At 67.0% G+C, this 15,905-nt stretch carries 16 protein-coding genes and 1 pseudogene; 11 read left to right on the forward strand and 6 right to left on the reverse strand.

The window, feature by feature from the left end; all coding sequences use genetic code 11:
* Nucleotides 1-115: 115 nt before the first annotated feature.
* From ACT2CW_RS49675 to ACT2CW_RS49685, 3 genes are all read right to left on the reverse strand, one after another.
* On the reverse strand, nt 116-1,219 hold the full coding sequence (locus ACT2CW_RS49675; RefSeq protein ID WP_445521386.1) for an AMP-binding protein: 1,104 nt from the start codon (nt 1,217-1,219) through the stop codon (nt 116-118).
* A complete protein-coding gene (locus tag ACT2CW_RS49680) occupies nt 1,167-1,790 on the reverse strand; it encodes an AMP-binding protein (protein WP_445521387.1) in 624 nt (207 codons plus the stop codon). The genes ACT2CW_RS49675 and ACT2CW_RS49680 overlap by 53 nt, the downstream gene beginning before the upstream one ends.
* Nucleotides 1,791-1,856: 66 nt before the next feature.
* Nucleotides 1,857-3,392 carry an FAD-dependent monooxygenase gene (locus ACT2CW_RS49685; protein ID WP_445521388.1) on the reverse strand — a complete coding sequence of 512 codons (1,536 nt, stop codon included), beginning with the start codon at nt 3,390-3,392 and terminating at the stop codon, nt 1,857-1,859.
* Nucleotides 3,393-3,847: 455 nt separating this feature from the next.
* Between ACT2CW_RS49685 and ACT2CW_RS49690 the strand changes: the two genes are divergently transcribed.
* The 11 genes and pseudogenes from ACT2CW_RS49690 to ACT2CW_RS49740 all read left to right on the forward strand — a co-directional run bounded on the left by ACT2CW_RS49690 (nt 3,848) and on the right by ACT2CW_RS49740 (nt 11,561).
* Nucleotides 3,848-4,225, forward strand: coding sequence for a TetR/AcrR family transcriptional regulator (locus ACT2CW_RS49690; RefSeq protein ID WP_206311564.1), 378 nt, complete (start codon nt 3,848-3,850; stop codon nt 4,223-4,225).
* Nucleotides 4,174-4,461 (forward strand): hypothetical protein, encoded by a 288-nt coding sequence (locus tag ACT2CW_RS49695; protein ID WP_240812862.1) that lies wholly within the window; start codon nt 4,174-4,176, stop codon nt 4,459-4,461. The genes ACT2CW_RS49690 and ACT2CW_RS49695 overlap by 52 nt, the downstream gene beginning before the upstream one ends.
* A 361-nt stretch (nt 4,462-4,822) precedes the next feature.
* Nucleotides 4,823-5,611 (forward strand): SDR family NAD(P)-dependent oxidoreductase, encoded by a 789-nt coding sequence (locus tag ACT2CW_RS49700; RefSeq protein ID WP_445521389.1) that lies wholly within the window; start codon nt 4,823-4,825, stop codon nt 5,609-5,611.
* Between the two features lie 74 nt (nt 5,612-5,685).
* A complete protein-coding gene (locus ACT2CW_RS49705; protein ID WP_051573950.1) occupies nt 5,686-6,504 on the forward strand; it encodes an SDR family NAD(P)-dependent oxidoreductase in 819 nt (272 codons plus the stop codon).
* Nucleotides 6,505-6,786: 282 nt separating this feature from the next.
* A pseudogene (locus ACT2CW_RS49710) lies at nt 6,787-7,179 on the forward strand (ferredoxin reductase); the annotation flags it as partial.
* Between the two features lie 194 nt (nt 7,180-7,373).
* Nucleotides 7,374-7,697: a 2Fe-2S iron-sulfur cluster-binding protein gene (locus ACT2CW_RS49715; protein WP_445521390.1), complete on the forward strand. Its 324-nt coding sequence runs from the start codon at nt 7,374-7,376 to the stop codon at nt 7,695-7,697.
* Between the two features lie 7 nt (nt 7,698-7,704).
* The gene (locus ACT2CW_RS49720; protein ID WP_445521391.1) at nt 7,705-7,923 is read left to right on the forward strand and encodes a hypothetical protein; all 219 of its coding nucleotides are present in this window, start codon (nt 7,705-7,707) and stop codon (nt 7,921-7,923) included.
* Between the two features lie 493 nt (nt 7,924-8,416).
* Complete coding sequence (locus ACT2CW_RS49725; protein ID WP_445521392.1) at nt 8,417-8,881, forward strand: cytochrome P450; 465 nt, start codon at nt 8,417-8,419, stop codon at nt 8,879-8,881.
* 345 nt (nt 8,882-9,226) lie between these two features.
* Nucleotides 9,227-10,576: an MFS transporter gene (locus tag ACT2CW_RS49730; RefSeq protein WP_138911738.1), complete on the forward strand. Its 1,350-nt coding sequence runs from the start codon at nt 9,227-9,229 to the stop codon at nt 10,574-10,576.
* Nucleotides 10,577-10,719: 143 nt separating this feature from the next.
* Entirely contained in the window at nt 10,720-11,073 is a 354-nt protein-coding gene (locus ACT2CW_RS49735) for a MerR family transcriptional regulator (RefSeq protein WP_445521393.1), read from the forward strand.
* Nucleotides 10,974-11,561, forward strand: coding sequence for a hypothetical protein (locus ACT2CW_RS49740; RefSeq protein ID WP_445521395.1), 588 nt, complete (start codon nt 10,974-10,976; stop codon nt 11,559-11,561). The genes ACT2CW_RS49735 and ACT2CW_RS49740 overlap by 100 nt, the downstream gene beginning before the upstream one ends.
* Before the next feature lie 94 nt (nt 11,562-11,655).
* Here the strand turns inward: ACT2CW_RS49740 and ACT2CW_RS49745 are convergent, their stop codons facing one another.
* From ACT2CW_RS49745 to ACT2CW_RS49755, 3 genes are all read right to left on the reverse strand, one after another.
* On the reverse strand, nt 11,656-12,873 hold the full coding sequence (locus tag ACT2CW_RS49745) for a serine hydrolase domain-containing protein (RefSeq protein ID WP_445521394.1): 1,218 nt from the start codon (nt 12,871-12,873) through the stop codon (nt 11,656-11,658).
* A 169-nt stretch (nt 12,874-13,042) separates the two neighbouring features.
* The gene (locus tag ACT2CW_RS49750) at nt 13,043-14,389 is read right to left on the reverse strand and encodes a serine hydrolase domain-containing protein (RefSeq protein WP_198549152.1); all 1,347 of its coding nucleotides are present in this window, start codon (nt 14,387-14,389) and stop codon (nt 13,043-13,045) included.
* Nucleotides 14,390-15,014: 625 nt separating this feature from the next.
* Complete coding sequence (locus ACT2CW_RS49755) at nt 15,015-15,812, reverse strand: SDR family NAD(P)-dependent oxidoreductase (protein ID WP_445520540.1); 798 nt, start codon at nt 15,810-15,812, stop codon at nt 15,015-15,017.
* Nucleotides 15,813-15,905: the final 93 nt, after the last annotated feature.

Raw genomic sequence — 15,905 nt, forward strand, 5'->3', positions numbered from 1 at the left:
AAGCCAGGGCGAACCGCTACTCGGGGCGCATATACGGTTCGCCTCGGCGCGTTTCCGATGTCCAGGCCGAGGTGAATCCTCGCTGGGCGCGAACAGCCGCGTCGTGTATTCGCGCTTAGGGTGTGGTGGCCGCGGGTGTGGCGAGCCGTGTCGCGATATCGGCGCGCATCGCGTTCTTGTCGATCTTGCCGACAGCCGTACGTGGCAGGGCATCGACGCTCTCGACACGTTCCGGCCACTTGAACTTCGCTACGCCGCGGTGGGTGAAGTGCTGTATGTCGGCAAGATCGACAGGCGATCCTGGCCGGGGAACGACGTAGGCGCATGCCTTCTCGCCCAGCCGCGCGTCAGGCATCGCTACGACGGCGACGGCCGCGATCGCCGGGTGTCCGGCCGGGAGTGCCTCGAGTTCGTCGACGCTGATCTTTTCCCCGCCGCGGTTGATGACGTCCTTGATCCGGCCCTCGATCGAATGACAGCGGTAACCGTCCTCGATCCGCGACATGCCCAGATCGCCGGTGCGGTAGAAGCCTTGGGAGGTGAAGGCGTGAGCGTTGTGAGCAACGGTCTCCTCAGCCTCTTCGGCGGGACGCGCGTCGAAGTAGCCGCGGATGGTGTAGGGGCCGCGGACGCACAACTCGCCGATCTCGCCGTCGGGTACTTCGGTCTCCGTGCCAGGGACAAGGACGACCACCTCATCCAGTGAGCTGAGGGGGACGCCGACCGAGTAGCGGCGAGCCGCCCGGGGGGCGGACAGGGGAGTCGTGCTGAAGAAGCCCTCAGCCATGCCATACAGCTGACCCACCCAGATTCCGGCTTCCTCGAAGACCTCGAACATGCCCTCAGGCGGCTTGGAGCCCGAGATGATGACCCGGCGGAGATGAGTGGCGCATTGCACCATAGGCGCGGCGAATGCCGCCATGGGCGTCGCGGCGATGATGTCCGTGATGCGTTCGCCGGCCATGGCGGGCAGGATGACATCGGCGACGGGCGGGAGGAGCAGTGCCGTCGCACCCACGCTGTGTGCGCCGTGCAGCGTGCAGACGATACTTGCGTTGTGCACGATCGGGAGCACGTGCGCGACGCGGGCGCTGTCGTCCCAGCCGAGCGTTCGCGCATATTCTCGGGCGTTGTACCAGTACTCGTGGTGCAGCCTGGGGATCAGCTTAGGGGTCCCTGTGGTCGGACAGTTGCAGAACAGCAACGTCGTCCGGGTCAAGACTCGCCTGCACGGCCTCGACGCGCTCGCGGGCGGCAGCGGGGTCGCCCTCACCGGCGAGGTCCTCGATGCGCACACCGGCGGTGCCCGGCTCGGCCGCGGCGGTGAGCCGGACGCGCAGGCTCGGGACTCGTGTGGCCACCTCGGCGGCGAAACGCTGCATGTCGAACTTGGGCGACGCTTCCACCAGGTGCGCTACCGCGGCGGCCCGGTGCCCGATCGCCTCGATCTCGTGGTGCCGGTGCGCGGCCAACGTGTAGACCGGTACCAGTCCCGCCTTCAATACCCCGAACCATGCCAGCACGGCGCCAATGCTGTTGGTTACCTGGAGCAGGACACGCTCGCCGGGTACAAGCGCCAGGTCGAGCAGACCCGCTGCGATCCGGTCACTGGCGACCGAGAGCTCGGCGTAGGTGAGCCAGCCGTCGGGCGCAACTACCGACTCCTTCCGCGGAAAGGCGTCCGCAATCTTCTGCCACTGCTGGATCAGCGTGGAGTCGCTCCAGGCTCCCGCGTGCTCGTATCGCTCGACGAGGGCGGCAGGGTGAGCGACAAGACCGTGGCGCGTCATGGTTCCCTCCTTGGACCTGACGATGATGGTGCTGTGAACTCCGCTGGGGAACGGAACTGCCTGGTTTCAACGAAAGCGAACGAGGTCGGCGCGCGCTCCGAGCAGGGCACCCACGGCATCGGCCGCCAGAGAGGCGGGCAGGTCGACCCCGACGATGGCGCCTGTGTCGAGCCGCAGCCGTTCGGCCAGATCGCAGCGGATCAGCGCGGCGGGCCGGTCTCCGTCACCGGTCAGCCAGAGCATCCGGGCCCCGGCCTCCAGCAGGCCGCGGGCCCGAGCCACGACGTGTGCCCCTTCAGGACCCCACGGGTCGGTGACGGACTCGGCCAGCGGTACCGCCAAGGCCGTGACGTCCTCGCAGTCCACCACCCTTCGTCCTATGCCTGGTATCGAACTGCCGAGGACGGCGTTGGCGAGATGTACCGGATCGGCAGCGGTTTCGGCCGAGATTTCCTCACCGCCGAAGGCGGCGGCGGCGTCGGCGACCACGTCGGGATGCCACTCGGCGAAACCGTCCACCGTGACGTTCCCGGCGCGGGTCATGTATGAGGTCATCAGGCGAGCGGGGGTGAGATCGAGCCGTCGGGGGAAGTTCTTCCACCAGACATGGCTCCGGGCGGCGATCGTCTGGAAGCGCTCCACCCAGGGTCGGCGAAGGGCTTCGTATCGTTCGAGCGCCGCAGCGATCGAAGCCTCGCCGACGAGGGCACGGGCCAGGGCGATGGCGTCCTCGAGGGCCAGCTTGGTGCCCGAGCCGATCGAGTAGTGCGCCGTATGCGCGGCATCGCCGAGCAACGCGATGTTGTTGTGGTACCAGCGCCCGCAGCGCACTGTGGCGAACCGCTGCCACCGGGTCCGGTTTCCGAGCAGCCGATGTCCCAGGAGAACGTCGGAGAAGGCGTCTGCCAGGTACTCCAGACTCCGCTCGTCGGAACTGCCCTCTTCCGTGTGCGCGTCCGCGACATCGAGTGCCGCTCTCCGCCAAGTCGCCTCGTCGGTCTCGACGAGGAAGGTGCTGCGATCCGGCCCGTACGGATAGGCATGGACGACCAAAACGCCGTGCGGCGTATGGGCCGGTGCGAAAGTGGCGTGGTCCAGTGCGAAGTCGGTCGCAGCCCAGAGGTACAGCGCGTCATCGAGCTCGACCTGGGCACGAAACTCTGGCGCGAGCTTCTCACGCACACCACTTCGGACACCGTCTGCGGCGACGATGAGATCCGCCTCGAGATCGGGCAGGTCCACATGGGCGGTCACCATCCGGACACCCGCGCGCACCGCGTGTGTCCGGAGAATGGTCAGGAGCACGGCTCTCCCGATGGCAATGTTGCCCCCGCCGGGCAGCCGGACACCTGCCCCTACGCGCATCTCCATCCCGTGACCGGCGTGCCCGGCTCGACGGATGTCGGCGGCGGAGTCGGGGTCGGCCTCGTCGAGGCTCTGCAGCGTGCTGGGGGTCAGTCCCACACCGAATCCGAAGGTCCGCCCGTCCGCGTTCTGTTCGTAGACCGTGACCTCCCAGGACGGGCATGCGAGCTTGATCAAACGCGCCACATACAGCCCGCCCGGGCCGCCCCCGATCACTGCTACCCCCCGCGCGTCCACTCTGTGCCCTCCTCGGCTTGACAGCTTTTACGTGAGCGTAGAATATTCAATAGAAATGTCAACACGGGCGGATGACGGAAGGGCGAAATAAGGATCCACCGGGTCGAACCGGTCGCGCCCGGTTCGGACATCACGGTTGAGTCCGAGTTGCCAGCCCTTCTGGGCAAGCACGCGCAGGGTCGGTTCTCGTTCCACTTGAACCGCATGCGGAGCGGCACCACCCTCCCGGCCTGAGGCCCCGGTTCGCAGGCCGCGGCTACCGACCGAATCGTTGTACGGAGGTCGTCGAGGAGGGGCGGTGCGCGTCCGCTTCATCCGTAAGCGAGCCGAGGTGATCGCTGCACACCAGGCTCGCTTCGGTTTCTGCTGTCGCCGCGCCCAAAGCGACGAACAGCGACCGCAGCGGCGTCCCGCGGACTCGGGCCGGACGCTCAGGGACATCTCGACGTGAGCTTGTGGAAAACGAGATCCTTGAGCACGCCACCCGTCTGCTTGCCGAACGTGGCTTCGCGGGCACCAGCCTTCAGGACGTCGCCGACGCGATGATCTTGACACGCCCCGCTCTCTACTACTACGTGAAGAGCAAGGACGAACTGCTCGCCAAACTGGTCGAAGAGGTGGTCCAGGCCCCGGCCGCGGTGCTGCAGGAGATCGGCAGCCGCGAGGACCTGGACGCGGCTGACAAGCTCCGCATGTTGGTCCGAACGGTGGCTACCCGTATCGCTACTCACGCCACCGCTTCCGGCTGCTCGTCAAGTTCGAGGCGGAGCTGCCCGCCGACATCGTCAAGGCCCACGCCGATGCACGGCACGCGGTACTCGATGCGGTGGTGAACGTCCTGGACCAGGGTGTAATCGCTGGTCGTTTCCGTCCCGTGGACACCCGCGTCGCGGCACTGGGCATCCTTGGCATGTGCAATTGGGTGGCATGGTGGTACCGCCCTGACGGTAGCGTGGACATCGACACGGTGTCCGAGCTCCTCGCGGAGATGGCGGTGGCCGGCGTACCTGTGATCGCCATGTTGCGTGAGGACCTCGATCACCTCGAACGCCTGATCAGCGACCAGTAGCCGTCGCGGGCCTTCGCTCGACGGGGCGGGCCGGCGGCGCGCCGGTAAACGATCAAGCGGGCCCCAGGCCGCGCGTGCCACCGTCGGCGTTCCGTGCGGACGGTCCGCCGCATCCCGGAGAAGCATAAGCCATCGGTTAGGCATTCATAGAGAAAATGATAATTGCCTTTATGTATGCGCTGGGCCTACCGTTCGGTATGAGCAAGGTCGCAGTACGGAGAATCCCGTAAAGGACATTGCACTGCCTATTTGTGTCGCCAGTCGATGAGCACGCCGGCATATTGAGCACCCACTGGATGCACCGGATCAATGCGTTGTTGTCAACTAGCGACGATCTTATGGTCTCATCGAGAGAATCATCATGAATCCTGCGCCCACCCCCGGAGCCACTCAACTCAAGGTAGATCTGCACGACCGTGTCGCTGTCGTCGCGGGGGCCGGTCGCGGTATTGGAGCCGCCACGGCGCGGACCCTCGCCTCGGCAGGGGCCGCGGTCGTGTGTGGAGCGCGTTCGCAGGACGAACTCGACGCACTGGTGAAAGAGATCGAGGGGGCAGGAGGTGAGGCGACCGGGGTTTGTGTGGACATCGCTGATCCGGACTCAGTGGAAGGCCTCGTACAGGCGGCGGTCGACCAATACGGTCGCCTCGATCTCGCCTTCAACAATGCCGGAGCGCACGCCGAAGGGCCACTGCACGAACTGACCGTCGAGGATTTCGACCGGGTGGTCGACGTCAATCTGCGTGGCATGTTCGTCTGCCTCAAGCACGAGATCAGCGCCATGCTGTCCAGTGATGGTGGCGCCATCGTCAACACGGCGTCGGTCGGCGGCGTTATTGGCGAGAAGTTCATCTCTCCATACGTCGCCAGCAAGCATGGCGTCGTCGGACTGACCAAGGCCGCTGCACTCGATTACGCGGACCGCAACATCCGGGTCAATTGCCTCGCGCCCGGCGCGACCCGTACGAGGATGCTGTTGGACTGGCTCGATAACGACGAGATGATGGAAATGATCGTTGGCAAGACCCCGCTAGGACGCCTCGCGGACCCGCAGGAAATCGCCAATGTAGCGTTGTTCCTACTCTCTGACGCCGCGACTTTTGTCACCGGTGCCACCTACTTGGCAGACGGTGGACTGGTCGTCCCCTAGTTCGCCCTCTTCTTCAGGCATGCGGATTCACAACCCATCGCCTTTTGTCTCACCCAACAACGAGGAGTCCCCCCATGGAGTTCGCTGGCAAGGTAGCGGTGATCACCGCCGGAGCCGGCGGGATCGGCCGCGCGTGCGCCGCCGGGCTCGCCCGCCAGGGCAGTACGGTGGTGATCGCGGACCTTGACGCCAAGGGCGCCGCACAAGCTGCCGAGGAGATTCGCGCGCTGGGCCGCGAGTCGGTCGGTATCCGCTGCGACGTCACAAGCGACCGCGATGTGCGGGCGCTGGCCGATCAGGTGGTCGAGCGGTTCGGCCGAGTGGATCTCCTGCATAATCACGCGGGTATCGGCGTGGCCGGGTCTCCCGACCAGATCCCACTTGAGGAGTGGGAGCGGGTGCTGCGGTTCAACGTCTTGAGCCAGGTGCGCGGCGTGATGGCCTTTCTACCCCATTTGAAGAAGAGCCGCGGGCATGTAGTGAACACGACATCGAGCCTCGGAGTCCTCGCCGGGCATCCGATCTCGCCGATGGCCGCGCCGTACATTACCTCCAAGAACGCGATCGTCGGTCTGACGCAGTGCCTAGCCGAGTGGCTGCGGCCCCAGGGAGTAGGGGTTTCTCTGCTGGCTCCGGACCACACCGCGACGAATTTCGACAGCACCATAAAGTTCTACGGCACTCCGGTGAATCAGGGCGATGACGGTGCGGCAGCTATCGAGGACACGGTGCCGTACGACATCCAGCAGCCGGAGGAGATCGGCCGGGCCTACGTCGAGGGGCTGCGCGAGGACCGCTTCCTGCTGTCCTCGACACCGGATGTCGCGGGCATGCTCCGCCGCCAGGCCGAAGGTCTGCTCGATCCGAGCGCGCTTCACGGCGCCTACTCCTAAGCCCCTGCCTCCCCCGTCGCCGCGGTTCGCGACACCATGGATGGCCTAGTGCCGTGTCGGTGACCGCTGTCGCGCCTGGACACCCTGATGCTTCCGGAGTCCGGGCTGCAGCACATGTTCTCGCACGACTCCGACGCGGTTCGCCGGGCGCTGTCACTGTCTCGGCGATCCGCGTGGCCGGGCGGGAGCCCCTGGCCTCGGGGCTATCCAGGTCGTACTCCTGCCTGACCGGTGGAGAGTTCCGATCGTCGCCACGCCGCGATCGGACTGGAGAGGCCGCTCATGCTCCTGTTGGTGACCCGTAAGCAACGCATCGCCGAGAATGTCGTCGCCTTCACACTGAGCTATCCCGACGGCCGACCCCTGCCGCCGTGGACACCCGGCGCCCATGTCGATATCGCGCTCGAACCTGGGCTCAGCCGTCAATACTCGCTGACCGGAAGTGAGGACAGCGGCGTCTGGCTCGTCGCCGTGCTGCGGGTTCCGGCCGGCCGTGGATCGCGACATCTGCATGACATGGTCGCTCCGGGGTCGATACTGCGTGTCGATGGACCCCGAAACGACTTCCCGCTCGTTCCGGCCCGTCGGTACGTCTTCATCGCGGGCGGCATCGGCATCACGCCGATCGTGCCCATGGTGTCGCAGGTGGAACGTTCGGGGGCCGAGTGGCAGCTCTACTACGGGGGGCGGCGTCGCGCCTCCATGGTGTTCCTGGACGAGCTGGCCCGCTACGGCGACCGGGTGCACGTGTACCCGGAGGACGAGAGGGGCTTGCTTCCCTTGTCCGCGGCGCTGTGCGGTGCCGGCAACTGCACCCAGGTCTACTGCTGTGGACCGGACTCAACGCGGTTCGGCAACACATCGACGATGTGCCCGGGAGCACGGTCCACTTCGAACGGTTCCAGCCCGCGGGAACCGCCACGGGTGAGGCGTTCGAGGTCCGCCTCGCGCGGTCCGGCCGCACCCTTACGGTTCCGCCGGGCAAGTCAATCCTGGAAGCGGTCGAGGAGGCGGGCGTCGAAGCCCTGTCCTCCTGCCGCACCGGCACGTGCGGAACCTGCGAAACGGCGGTACTGGGGGGAATCCCCGATCACCGCGACGACGTGCTCTCGGCCGACGAACGCGCGTCCGGCGACGCGATGATGATCTGCACCTCTCGTTCCCTGACCCCCTTCCTGTCCCTCGACATCTAGGGGGACGATGGCCGTTGATGTCGGCTGGCTGGACAACATGACCTTGGCCGAGCTGGAAACCGATGCAGACCATGTCCTGTCCCGGCTGCGTAAGGAGGCGCCGATCGCCTGGGTACCGGCGCTCAACGCGTGGATCGCAACCACCTGGCGTCACTGTCACAAGATCGCCGAGGACGCCGAGCACTTCCGGGGGGCACGCGCCCCGCCCACGATCGCGTACTGCTGAGCGCGGAGGGGCAGAAGCACAGCGAGCTGCGGTGAGTGATCGCCCCGCCGTTGCGCCCGCGTGCTTTCAAACCGACCATGGACACCACTGTGCGGGCGGCGGCCCGTGCTCGCTTGGATGAGCTGGCCGGGCGAACACACGTCGACCTGCTGACCGACTATTTCGAAGCGGTCAGCGTGCGCTGCGTCGCGGATCGGTTCGGGTTCACCCACATCAGTACCGTTCGGCTCCAGCGCTGGTTCCACAGCTTGTCCCATGCCGCAGCGCCCGGCCTGGTCGACCCCGAGGCGTACAAGGAAGGCGACGCCGCCGCGGCGGAGATCCGTGAAGTTGTCGGGGACATGATTGAACGGCTCCGCAGCCGACCGGACGAATCGGCGATCCCGTACTGGCTCCACGACGGCATGCCCGATGGCGAGGTACGCGGTATCGAGAACATGCTGCCGTCCCTGCTGATCATCCTGCTCGGAGGGCTCCAGGAACCGGGCCACGCTTGCGGGTCCACCTTCCTGGGTCTGACAACCCGACCCGAGCAACTCCGTCGGGTCGTGGAGAATCCGGCCTTGCCCCCAAGGCAGTCGCAGAGGGGCTGCGCTGGTTGTCGCCGCTGTTCAGCGGGGCCTCCAGGGTGCCCGACCGAGACATGGAACTGGCCGACGTGCGGCTGCGGCAGGGCGACACGGCGTGGCTGTGCTACGGCTCGGCAAATCATGACGAGACCGAGTTCGACCGGCCGGAGATTTACGATCTCGACCGGCCCGCGCATGGTCATCTGGCTTTCGGCGCCGGCCGCCACGTATGCTCCGGCAGCGCCTTCGCACCGCAGATCGCGCGTATCGCGCTGGAGGAGCTGTTCGCTCGCCATCCCCGTATCCGTCTCGAACCCGATCACGAGATCATCGTCCGCGGGTGGATGACCCAGGGCACCACCGAACTGCCCGTTCGTATGCCGCGCTGACAACCGAGGAACCGGACAGCGTCGCGAGATTCGCAACACCCCGCCCGATACCGCATCAGGATCCAGACGAGCCGCTCCGCCTCGGCGCCGCAACCATCAGCGGCATCGCACGACGATCCGAACGCATGGACCGACTGGTGGTCCGCGACGAACAGCCACTGCGGCACACCCCCGCGAGCCGCCTCCTGTGATCATGGCTGATATTCGCCCCACCAAGGACGTATACGTAAGGTATATAACACCGAGGTAACGACGCCTTCGCCGAAGCGAGCAGGTGACGGCAAACCCTTGACCTGGCCTCAGGCCATATATACCTTCCGTATACCTCGTCTGGCTGGAGACAACATGCCTGAAGAACTGCTTCCCTCTACCACGGATACCGCCGTGAATCCGCCACCCCCGCAGCGCCGACAGATCGTCAACGCCTTCGCGGCCAGTCTGTCCGGCACCGCGTTGGAGTGGTACGACTTCGGGATCTACTCCGCGTCAGCGGCACTCGTGTTCCCGGTTCTGTTCTTCCCCGACTCCAGTTCCGCGGCCGCCGAACTGTTCGCGTTCTCCACCTATGCCGTCGGCTACCTCTCGCGCCCGTTGGGGGCGTTCGCGCTCGGGCGGCTCGGTGACGTCGTTGGACGCAAACAAGTCATCGTCCTGACACTGCTGTTGATCGGCGTCGCCACGTTCGTCATCGGCTTGCTGCCCACGTACGGAACGATCGGCATCGCCGCACCGATCCTGCTGGTGTCGCTGCGATTCGCGCAGGGGGTGGGTGTCGGTGGCGAGCTGGGAGTGGCTCCGCTGTTGTCCAGCGAGTTCGGCGACCCGAACCGGCGCGGGTTCTGGTGTTGTGCCCCGCAAATAGGGCCGCCGGCTGGCAATCTGCTGGCGAACGGGATGCTGGCGCTGCTCACGGTGTCGATGTCACACGACGTCTTCCTGTCATGGGGCTGGCGAGTCGGGTTCCTAACGTCGGCGATCCTGGTCGGGCTCGGGCTGCTGATCCGGCTCCGGCTGGAGGAGACGCCGGTGTTCCGCGCGATCCGCGACAAGGGCGAGAGCCCGTCCGCTCCCGTTCGTGAGGTGTTCTCCACCGAGTGGCGTGGCCTGATCGCCGCGTCGTGTGCCAGGGTGGGGCCGGACGTCACGTATGCCCTGTTCGTCGTGTTCAGTCTCGTGTACGGCACGAAGGAAGCCGGTTTTACGTCGTCGCAAGTACTGATCGCGGTACTGATCGGTTCAGCCACGCAGCTCGCGCTCATCCCGCTCGCCGCGGCACTGTCCGACCGCGTCAACCGCCGCCGAATGTACGCGGTGGCCGCGGCGATTGCGGCCGTCTGGCCGTTCGTGTTTCTGCCGGCCATTCTGAGCGGCTCGTATGTGGTTCTCGTCGGCGGGATCGTGGTCGGTTTGGGACTGCATTCGTTCATGTACGGACCGCAAGGCGCCTTCATCACTGAGCAGTTCTCGCCCCGCCTTCGCGCGAGCGGCAGCTCGCTGGCCTTCGCGATCGGCAGCACGTTCGGCGGCGCCATGGCGCCGCTGGCGTTCGCGGCCTTGCTGAACTGGCAGGGAACATGGCTGCTTCTGGCGACCTACACCGCGCTCGCCTGTGCGGTTACGATTGCCGGGACTCTCTGGCTGGGCCGCGACCACGACGCGGAGGAGGAACGCGAGTTCGCTGAGAGTCTGGCCTGAGTCCAGAAGACCGCTGAAACCCTCGGTCATGGCCCCGGCTCGGTGGAGGAGTCGGGGCCAAGGTGTCCGCGCCGGACGCAGGCCGTGTGCACTGCGCCCTCGGTGCTTGACCTTGTAGTTGCTGTAAGGGCGACCATGGCGCCATGTTGTCCATCAGCGAATTCAGCGAAATGTGCCATCTGTCGCCGCAGACACTGCGGTTCTACCACTCCGAGGGTTTGCTCGTCCCAGCCGACGTCAACGAGCAGACGGGCTACCGCTCGTACACATTCGAGCAGGTCGAACAGGCTATGCTGATCACGGTCCTGCGCGGCACGGGGATGAGCGTCAAGCTCGTCCGGGTGCTCTCGACAAGCCGGACGCGGCACCCGCCCTGTTGCGGCAGCACAGTGCGGAGGTGCGGCACCAGCGGCAGGCCCAGGACGAGGCTCTCAGCGACGCTCGAGAATGCTTCAACTCGTGGCCGGAGGTACGCCTGCGCCATGTACCCGAGATGACCGTAGTGTCGAAGCTGGTACCCGGCCCGTCGGCCGGAGGTGACCAGTACGACTGGGACGAAGCCGATGCCGTCGTCACCGCCACCGTGCAGGATGTGGTCAAGACCATGGAGTCGTGCGGAGCCGTTGTGTCGGGGACTCCTTGGCGAACCTGGGCCAGCGAGACCCCGGAGCAGAAGATGCGGGGCATCACCGCCGAAGGGCCGCACTGGCTGGTGAAGATCCCCGTCACGGCGGACGAGAAGGCGATTGCAGCTCTATCCGGTGACGTCGAGGTGCAGGTCTTCGAAGCCCGGGACGAACTGTCGATTTACATCCCGGGCACGAGCTCGGTGGCCAAGTTCGGCACCGCCTTCTCACGCCTGGTCATGCATCCCCTCGACGCCGCCTACATCGACATCTCCCTCATGCGTCAGCTGCTGCACGACGACGGCGTCGAAACCACCGCGGCGATCTGCAAGCTCGACGAGACCGACGTGGTCGGGTGACCTCACGAGCGGACCGGACGGGCAGGCAACCGCCGGTGGCGACCGCGAACGGGCGCCACCGGGGCGGGGACCCGACGCCGACAGGGCGGGCCGCTTACTCGCAGAGGGCAGTGTCGACGAAGTCGATTACGTGGTCCGCGGCGGTCTGCTGACCGGCCTGGTCGGTGGGCAGGGCGCTGGGCAGCGCGGTGACGGTGACCGAGGCGGCGCGGCCGTCTTCGGTGGCGCCGCCGCGGGTCTCGTAGCCGGGGATGTCACCGCCGTGGCCCCAGACGAGGCCACCGCAGCTCAGTGGGGTACTGATCAGGCCGAGTCCGTAGCGGGCCCCGGGCCAGAGATCGGAGGCCGGGACGGTGGTGCGCATCTGCTTCAGCTGCGCCGGCTTGAGGAGCTTGCCCCCGAGCAGGGCGGAGTAGAAGCGGTTGAGGTCGCTCGGCGTGGCGATCATCTGTCCGGCGGCCCATGCCCAGGACGGGTCCATCTCGGTGATGTCGCGCATCGGAGCGCCGGGCTTCGCCACGTGATAGCCCCGCGGATGAGGTCCCCGGATGTCCTGGTCGCCGACGCCGGGGAAGTAGGTGTGGCGCAGCCCGATGGGCTTGATGACCCGCCGCGTTATCTCCTCGGCCACCGGGCGGCCGGTGACCTTCTGGATGAGCAGGCCCGCGAGGAGATAGTTGGTGTTGCTGTACTCCCACTTGCTGCCGGGGACGAACTTCGCCTTCTGGGCCAGCGCCAGGTCGAGCAGGTCGCGCGGTTCGGTGTAGGTGTGCCGGCCCTTGAAGAAGTCACCGCCCATGGCCGCGACGTAGTCGGGCAGGCCGCTGGTGTGCTGCAGCAGCTGCCGCACCGTGATGTGACGGCCGTCGATGCCCTCGCCCCGGACGAGCCGCCGCAGGTACTTCTCGATCGGCGCGTCGAGGCTGATGCGGCCTTCGCCGACCAGTTGCAGAACGACCACGGCGGTGAAGGTCTTGGTGGTGGATCCGATGCGTACCCGCCCGTCCGCCGGCACCTTCGCCTTGTCTTCCCGGTCGGCGACGCCCGCGGTGTAGTCACGGGTGCTGCCATCGCGACCGCGGACAGCGGCCAGTGCCGCGGGAAACTCGTCGTCGCGCACCAGGCGGTCCATCCGCTGCCGCACCACGTCGTGACGCTCATCGGCATGAGCCCCGGACGCCGACGCTGACGGCACGCAGCCCACGGTGAGACCGCCCAGTACCGCCAGTGCGGCCGTCGCCGTGGCTGCTCGTCGGCGCCTGGACGGCGACAAGGTGTGAACAGACCGTAGAGCATCGCGATTATGGGACATGAAGAACACTCCTTGCTGGTGCCCTGCCGGGCAGGGCGGGTGTTGAGCCGTGGTGAGCCATGGGGCTCCTTCGGCTGCTGTGGGGGGGGCGAGGGTGCGTGGTAGCCGACGGTGCGGCAGATCTGCGCACCGTGCGGTACGGGCGATGTGACAGGTCGTTCGGGGTACGTCAGCCCGGCAAAGCCGTGCTCTGCGCGGCTGTACCGGGGGCGGTCTTGCCGAGCATGCGGCAGACCGCGGCGTCCACCAGGGGCCGGTATGTGGCGGCGACCTTCCGTTCGCTGAGGCCGAAGACGGTCGAGGTGAGGATGGCGACGGTGCGGTGGCCGGTACTGTCGGTGTAGTTCTGGCTCGCGTAACCGGGGATGCCACCGGTGTGCCCCCATACGGTGCCGCACGGGGTGCGGACCTCCTCCAGACCCAGCCCGTACCTGGTGGCCTCCGGCGCGGCGGAGTCTTCCGGGACGGTTGTGCGCATCTGCCTCAGCTGAGCCGGGGGCAGCAGCTCGCCGGACATCAAGGCGGTGTCGAAGCGCGCCCAGTCGGCTGCGGAGGAGACGACAGCCCCTGCGGCCCAGGCCCAGCTCGGGTTGATGCCGGTCGTGTTTACGTGGTCGTCGTGGATCGGCCCCGCGAAGGACGTCCCTGGGGGCATGCCGGGAGGCAGCAGGGGGCCCAGATGAGCGGCGTCGGGTTCATAGCCGTGCGTGTGCGTCCGGCTGTCGCCGGGCCGCCACGCGGCAGTGGTGGCGAGGTAGGTGTGGGTCAGGCCCAGGGGCCGGACGATCCGCTCGTCGATCAGGTCGGCCACGCTACGGCCGGTGGCCTTCTCGAGCACCATGCCGAGCGCGATGTAGTTGGTATTGCTGTAGAACCACTTCTTGCCGGGAGTGAACAGCGCCTGGTGCCTGGTGGCCAGCGCGAGCAGTTCTTCAGGGGTCCACTGCCGCTGGTCCTGGCCGGTGACCGAGGCGAGGCCGGCGGGATCGTCGGTATAGTCGTACAGACCGCTCGTGTGGTTGAGGAGCATGCGTAAAGTGATCGCGCCTCCGCCGGGGACCAGGCCGGGCAGCCAACTCTCCACCGAATCGGTCAGGTTGACCTGGTGCTCGGCGACGAGTTGCAGAATCAAAGTGGCCACGAGTGTCTTGGTGTTGGAACCCATGCGAAACTCGTCGTCCACAGCGAGCTTGTGGTCAGCCACGGTCCAGGGGGCCTGCTCGGTGGACTCGACAGCAGGCCCATGACCGTTGTCGATCCGTACGGCCACTCCCGGGACACCGGCGTCCACGGCCTGCCGGACGAGCGTGGCCAACCGGTCCGCTCGCCCCGCCACCGCACCGACGTGACCGGCATCGGCCGACCACGTGTCAGCCCGCACCGCCTCGGTCCGCAGCGGCACGGCCGACGCCGCGGACGCCCCGCCGGCTGCGGCCGCCGCGGTCAGGCAGGTGGCCAGGGTCAGCGTCAAGGCTGCCCGCAGACGGCGACGCGACATGGGCGCTCGCTCAGTCATGAGATGTCTCCGTGGGGTGAGGTATGGCCCGACCGGGTCGGCAGTGGATTAACTCCGAGCTGGGCCGACGTCGAACAGTGATCACTCTGGTTGATTGTGAGCCGCCCCAGCGACCCGGCCACCGCCCGCATTCGGGGTGGGGTTATCCCCACCTCACCCCAGTTCTGGGCTTCAGCGGCGTGGTCAGGGCACCGCCCCGGACCACGGCCCGAACCGCATACCTTGCCCGCGATCGCCGACAGACCCCGATCACACGTAACCGATGGGTACGGCTCCGGGTTCGCGCTCAGTCCTGTCATCATCCCCAGCACATCGAGCGCATAGTGCCCCGTCGCTCCGCCGGCCACTCGGACTCCTAGGTCGACGCAACGGACAGTCCGACAAGGGGGGAGCCACTGAGAAGGGGGTTGCGTACCTGCGCGGTCGCCACCACGCTCGCTGACGCGGTTCTCGGAGCAGACGGACCAGATATGTACCGGGTGGTCCGCTCGCGCACGGCCCCGTCACCATCCCGAGTGCCGGCGCCGCTGCTGGTCTACGAGCAGCGCGGGCCAGTCCGCCTCCCGGGCCCCCGCGGTGGGTGCTCGGGGGCGTCGCTGTGGTGGGGGCCCCGAGCACGTGTGGGTCAGCGTCCGATGTGGTGGCCGCCTTCGGCGGGGATGATGGCGCCGGTGGTCCAGCGGCTTTCGTCGGAGAGCAGGAACAGGGCGGCGCGGGCCATGTCGTCGGCCAGGGCGATCTGGTTCATCGGGGCCATGGAGGCCAGGTGCTGCTGGAGTTCGATGGGCAGGGTGTCCCACATCTCGGTGCGGGTGGAGCCGGGTGCGAGGGAGTTGACGCGCACGTTGGATGAGGCCAGTTCCAGGGCTGCGCTCTTGGTGAGGCCGTTGACGGCCCATTTCGAGGCGACGTATTCCGAGATGCCCGCCACTCCGACCATGCCGCCGACGGAGGAGACGTTGACGATCGAGCCGCCCTGGGCGGCGAGCAGCGCGGGGATCTCGTGCTTCATGGACAGGAAGACACCCCTGGCGTTGACCTCCATGACCCGGTCGTAGGCATCGGTGTCCTTCTCGTGCAGTGGTGTGCCGTCGCTGGTGATGCCGGCGTTGTTGAGCGCGCCGTCGAGGCGGCCGAACCGCTTGACCGCGGCGGTTACGGCGGCTTCCACCGTGGCCTCGTCGGTCACATCCAGTGGCACGGCGATGATCTGGTTGTCGGCGGTCGACAGCTCGGCCGCCAGCCTCTGGAGGCGGTCGGTGCGCCGGGCGCCGGCCACGACGTGGGCCCCTTCGGCGGCGAAGCGCCGTGTGGCGGCTTCGCCCATGCCGGCGGACGCGCCGGTGATCAGGATGACCTTGCCCTCCAGCCGGCGGGCCTGGATGGTCACCGGTGCGGGGTGGTGATTGGGGTGGGACGTCATGATGGTGTTCTCCGAACGTAAGAGACATGGGCGACGCGCAAGCGAACCCCCGGACCCAGCTCAGCGGCCGAGCACGGTCTTCAATGCCTGAGC

The sequence above is a fragment of the Streptomyces sp. NEAU-174 genome (assembly GCF_052665095.1).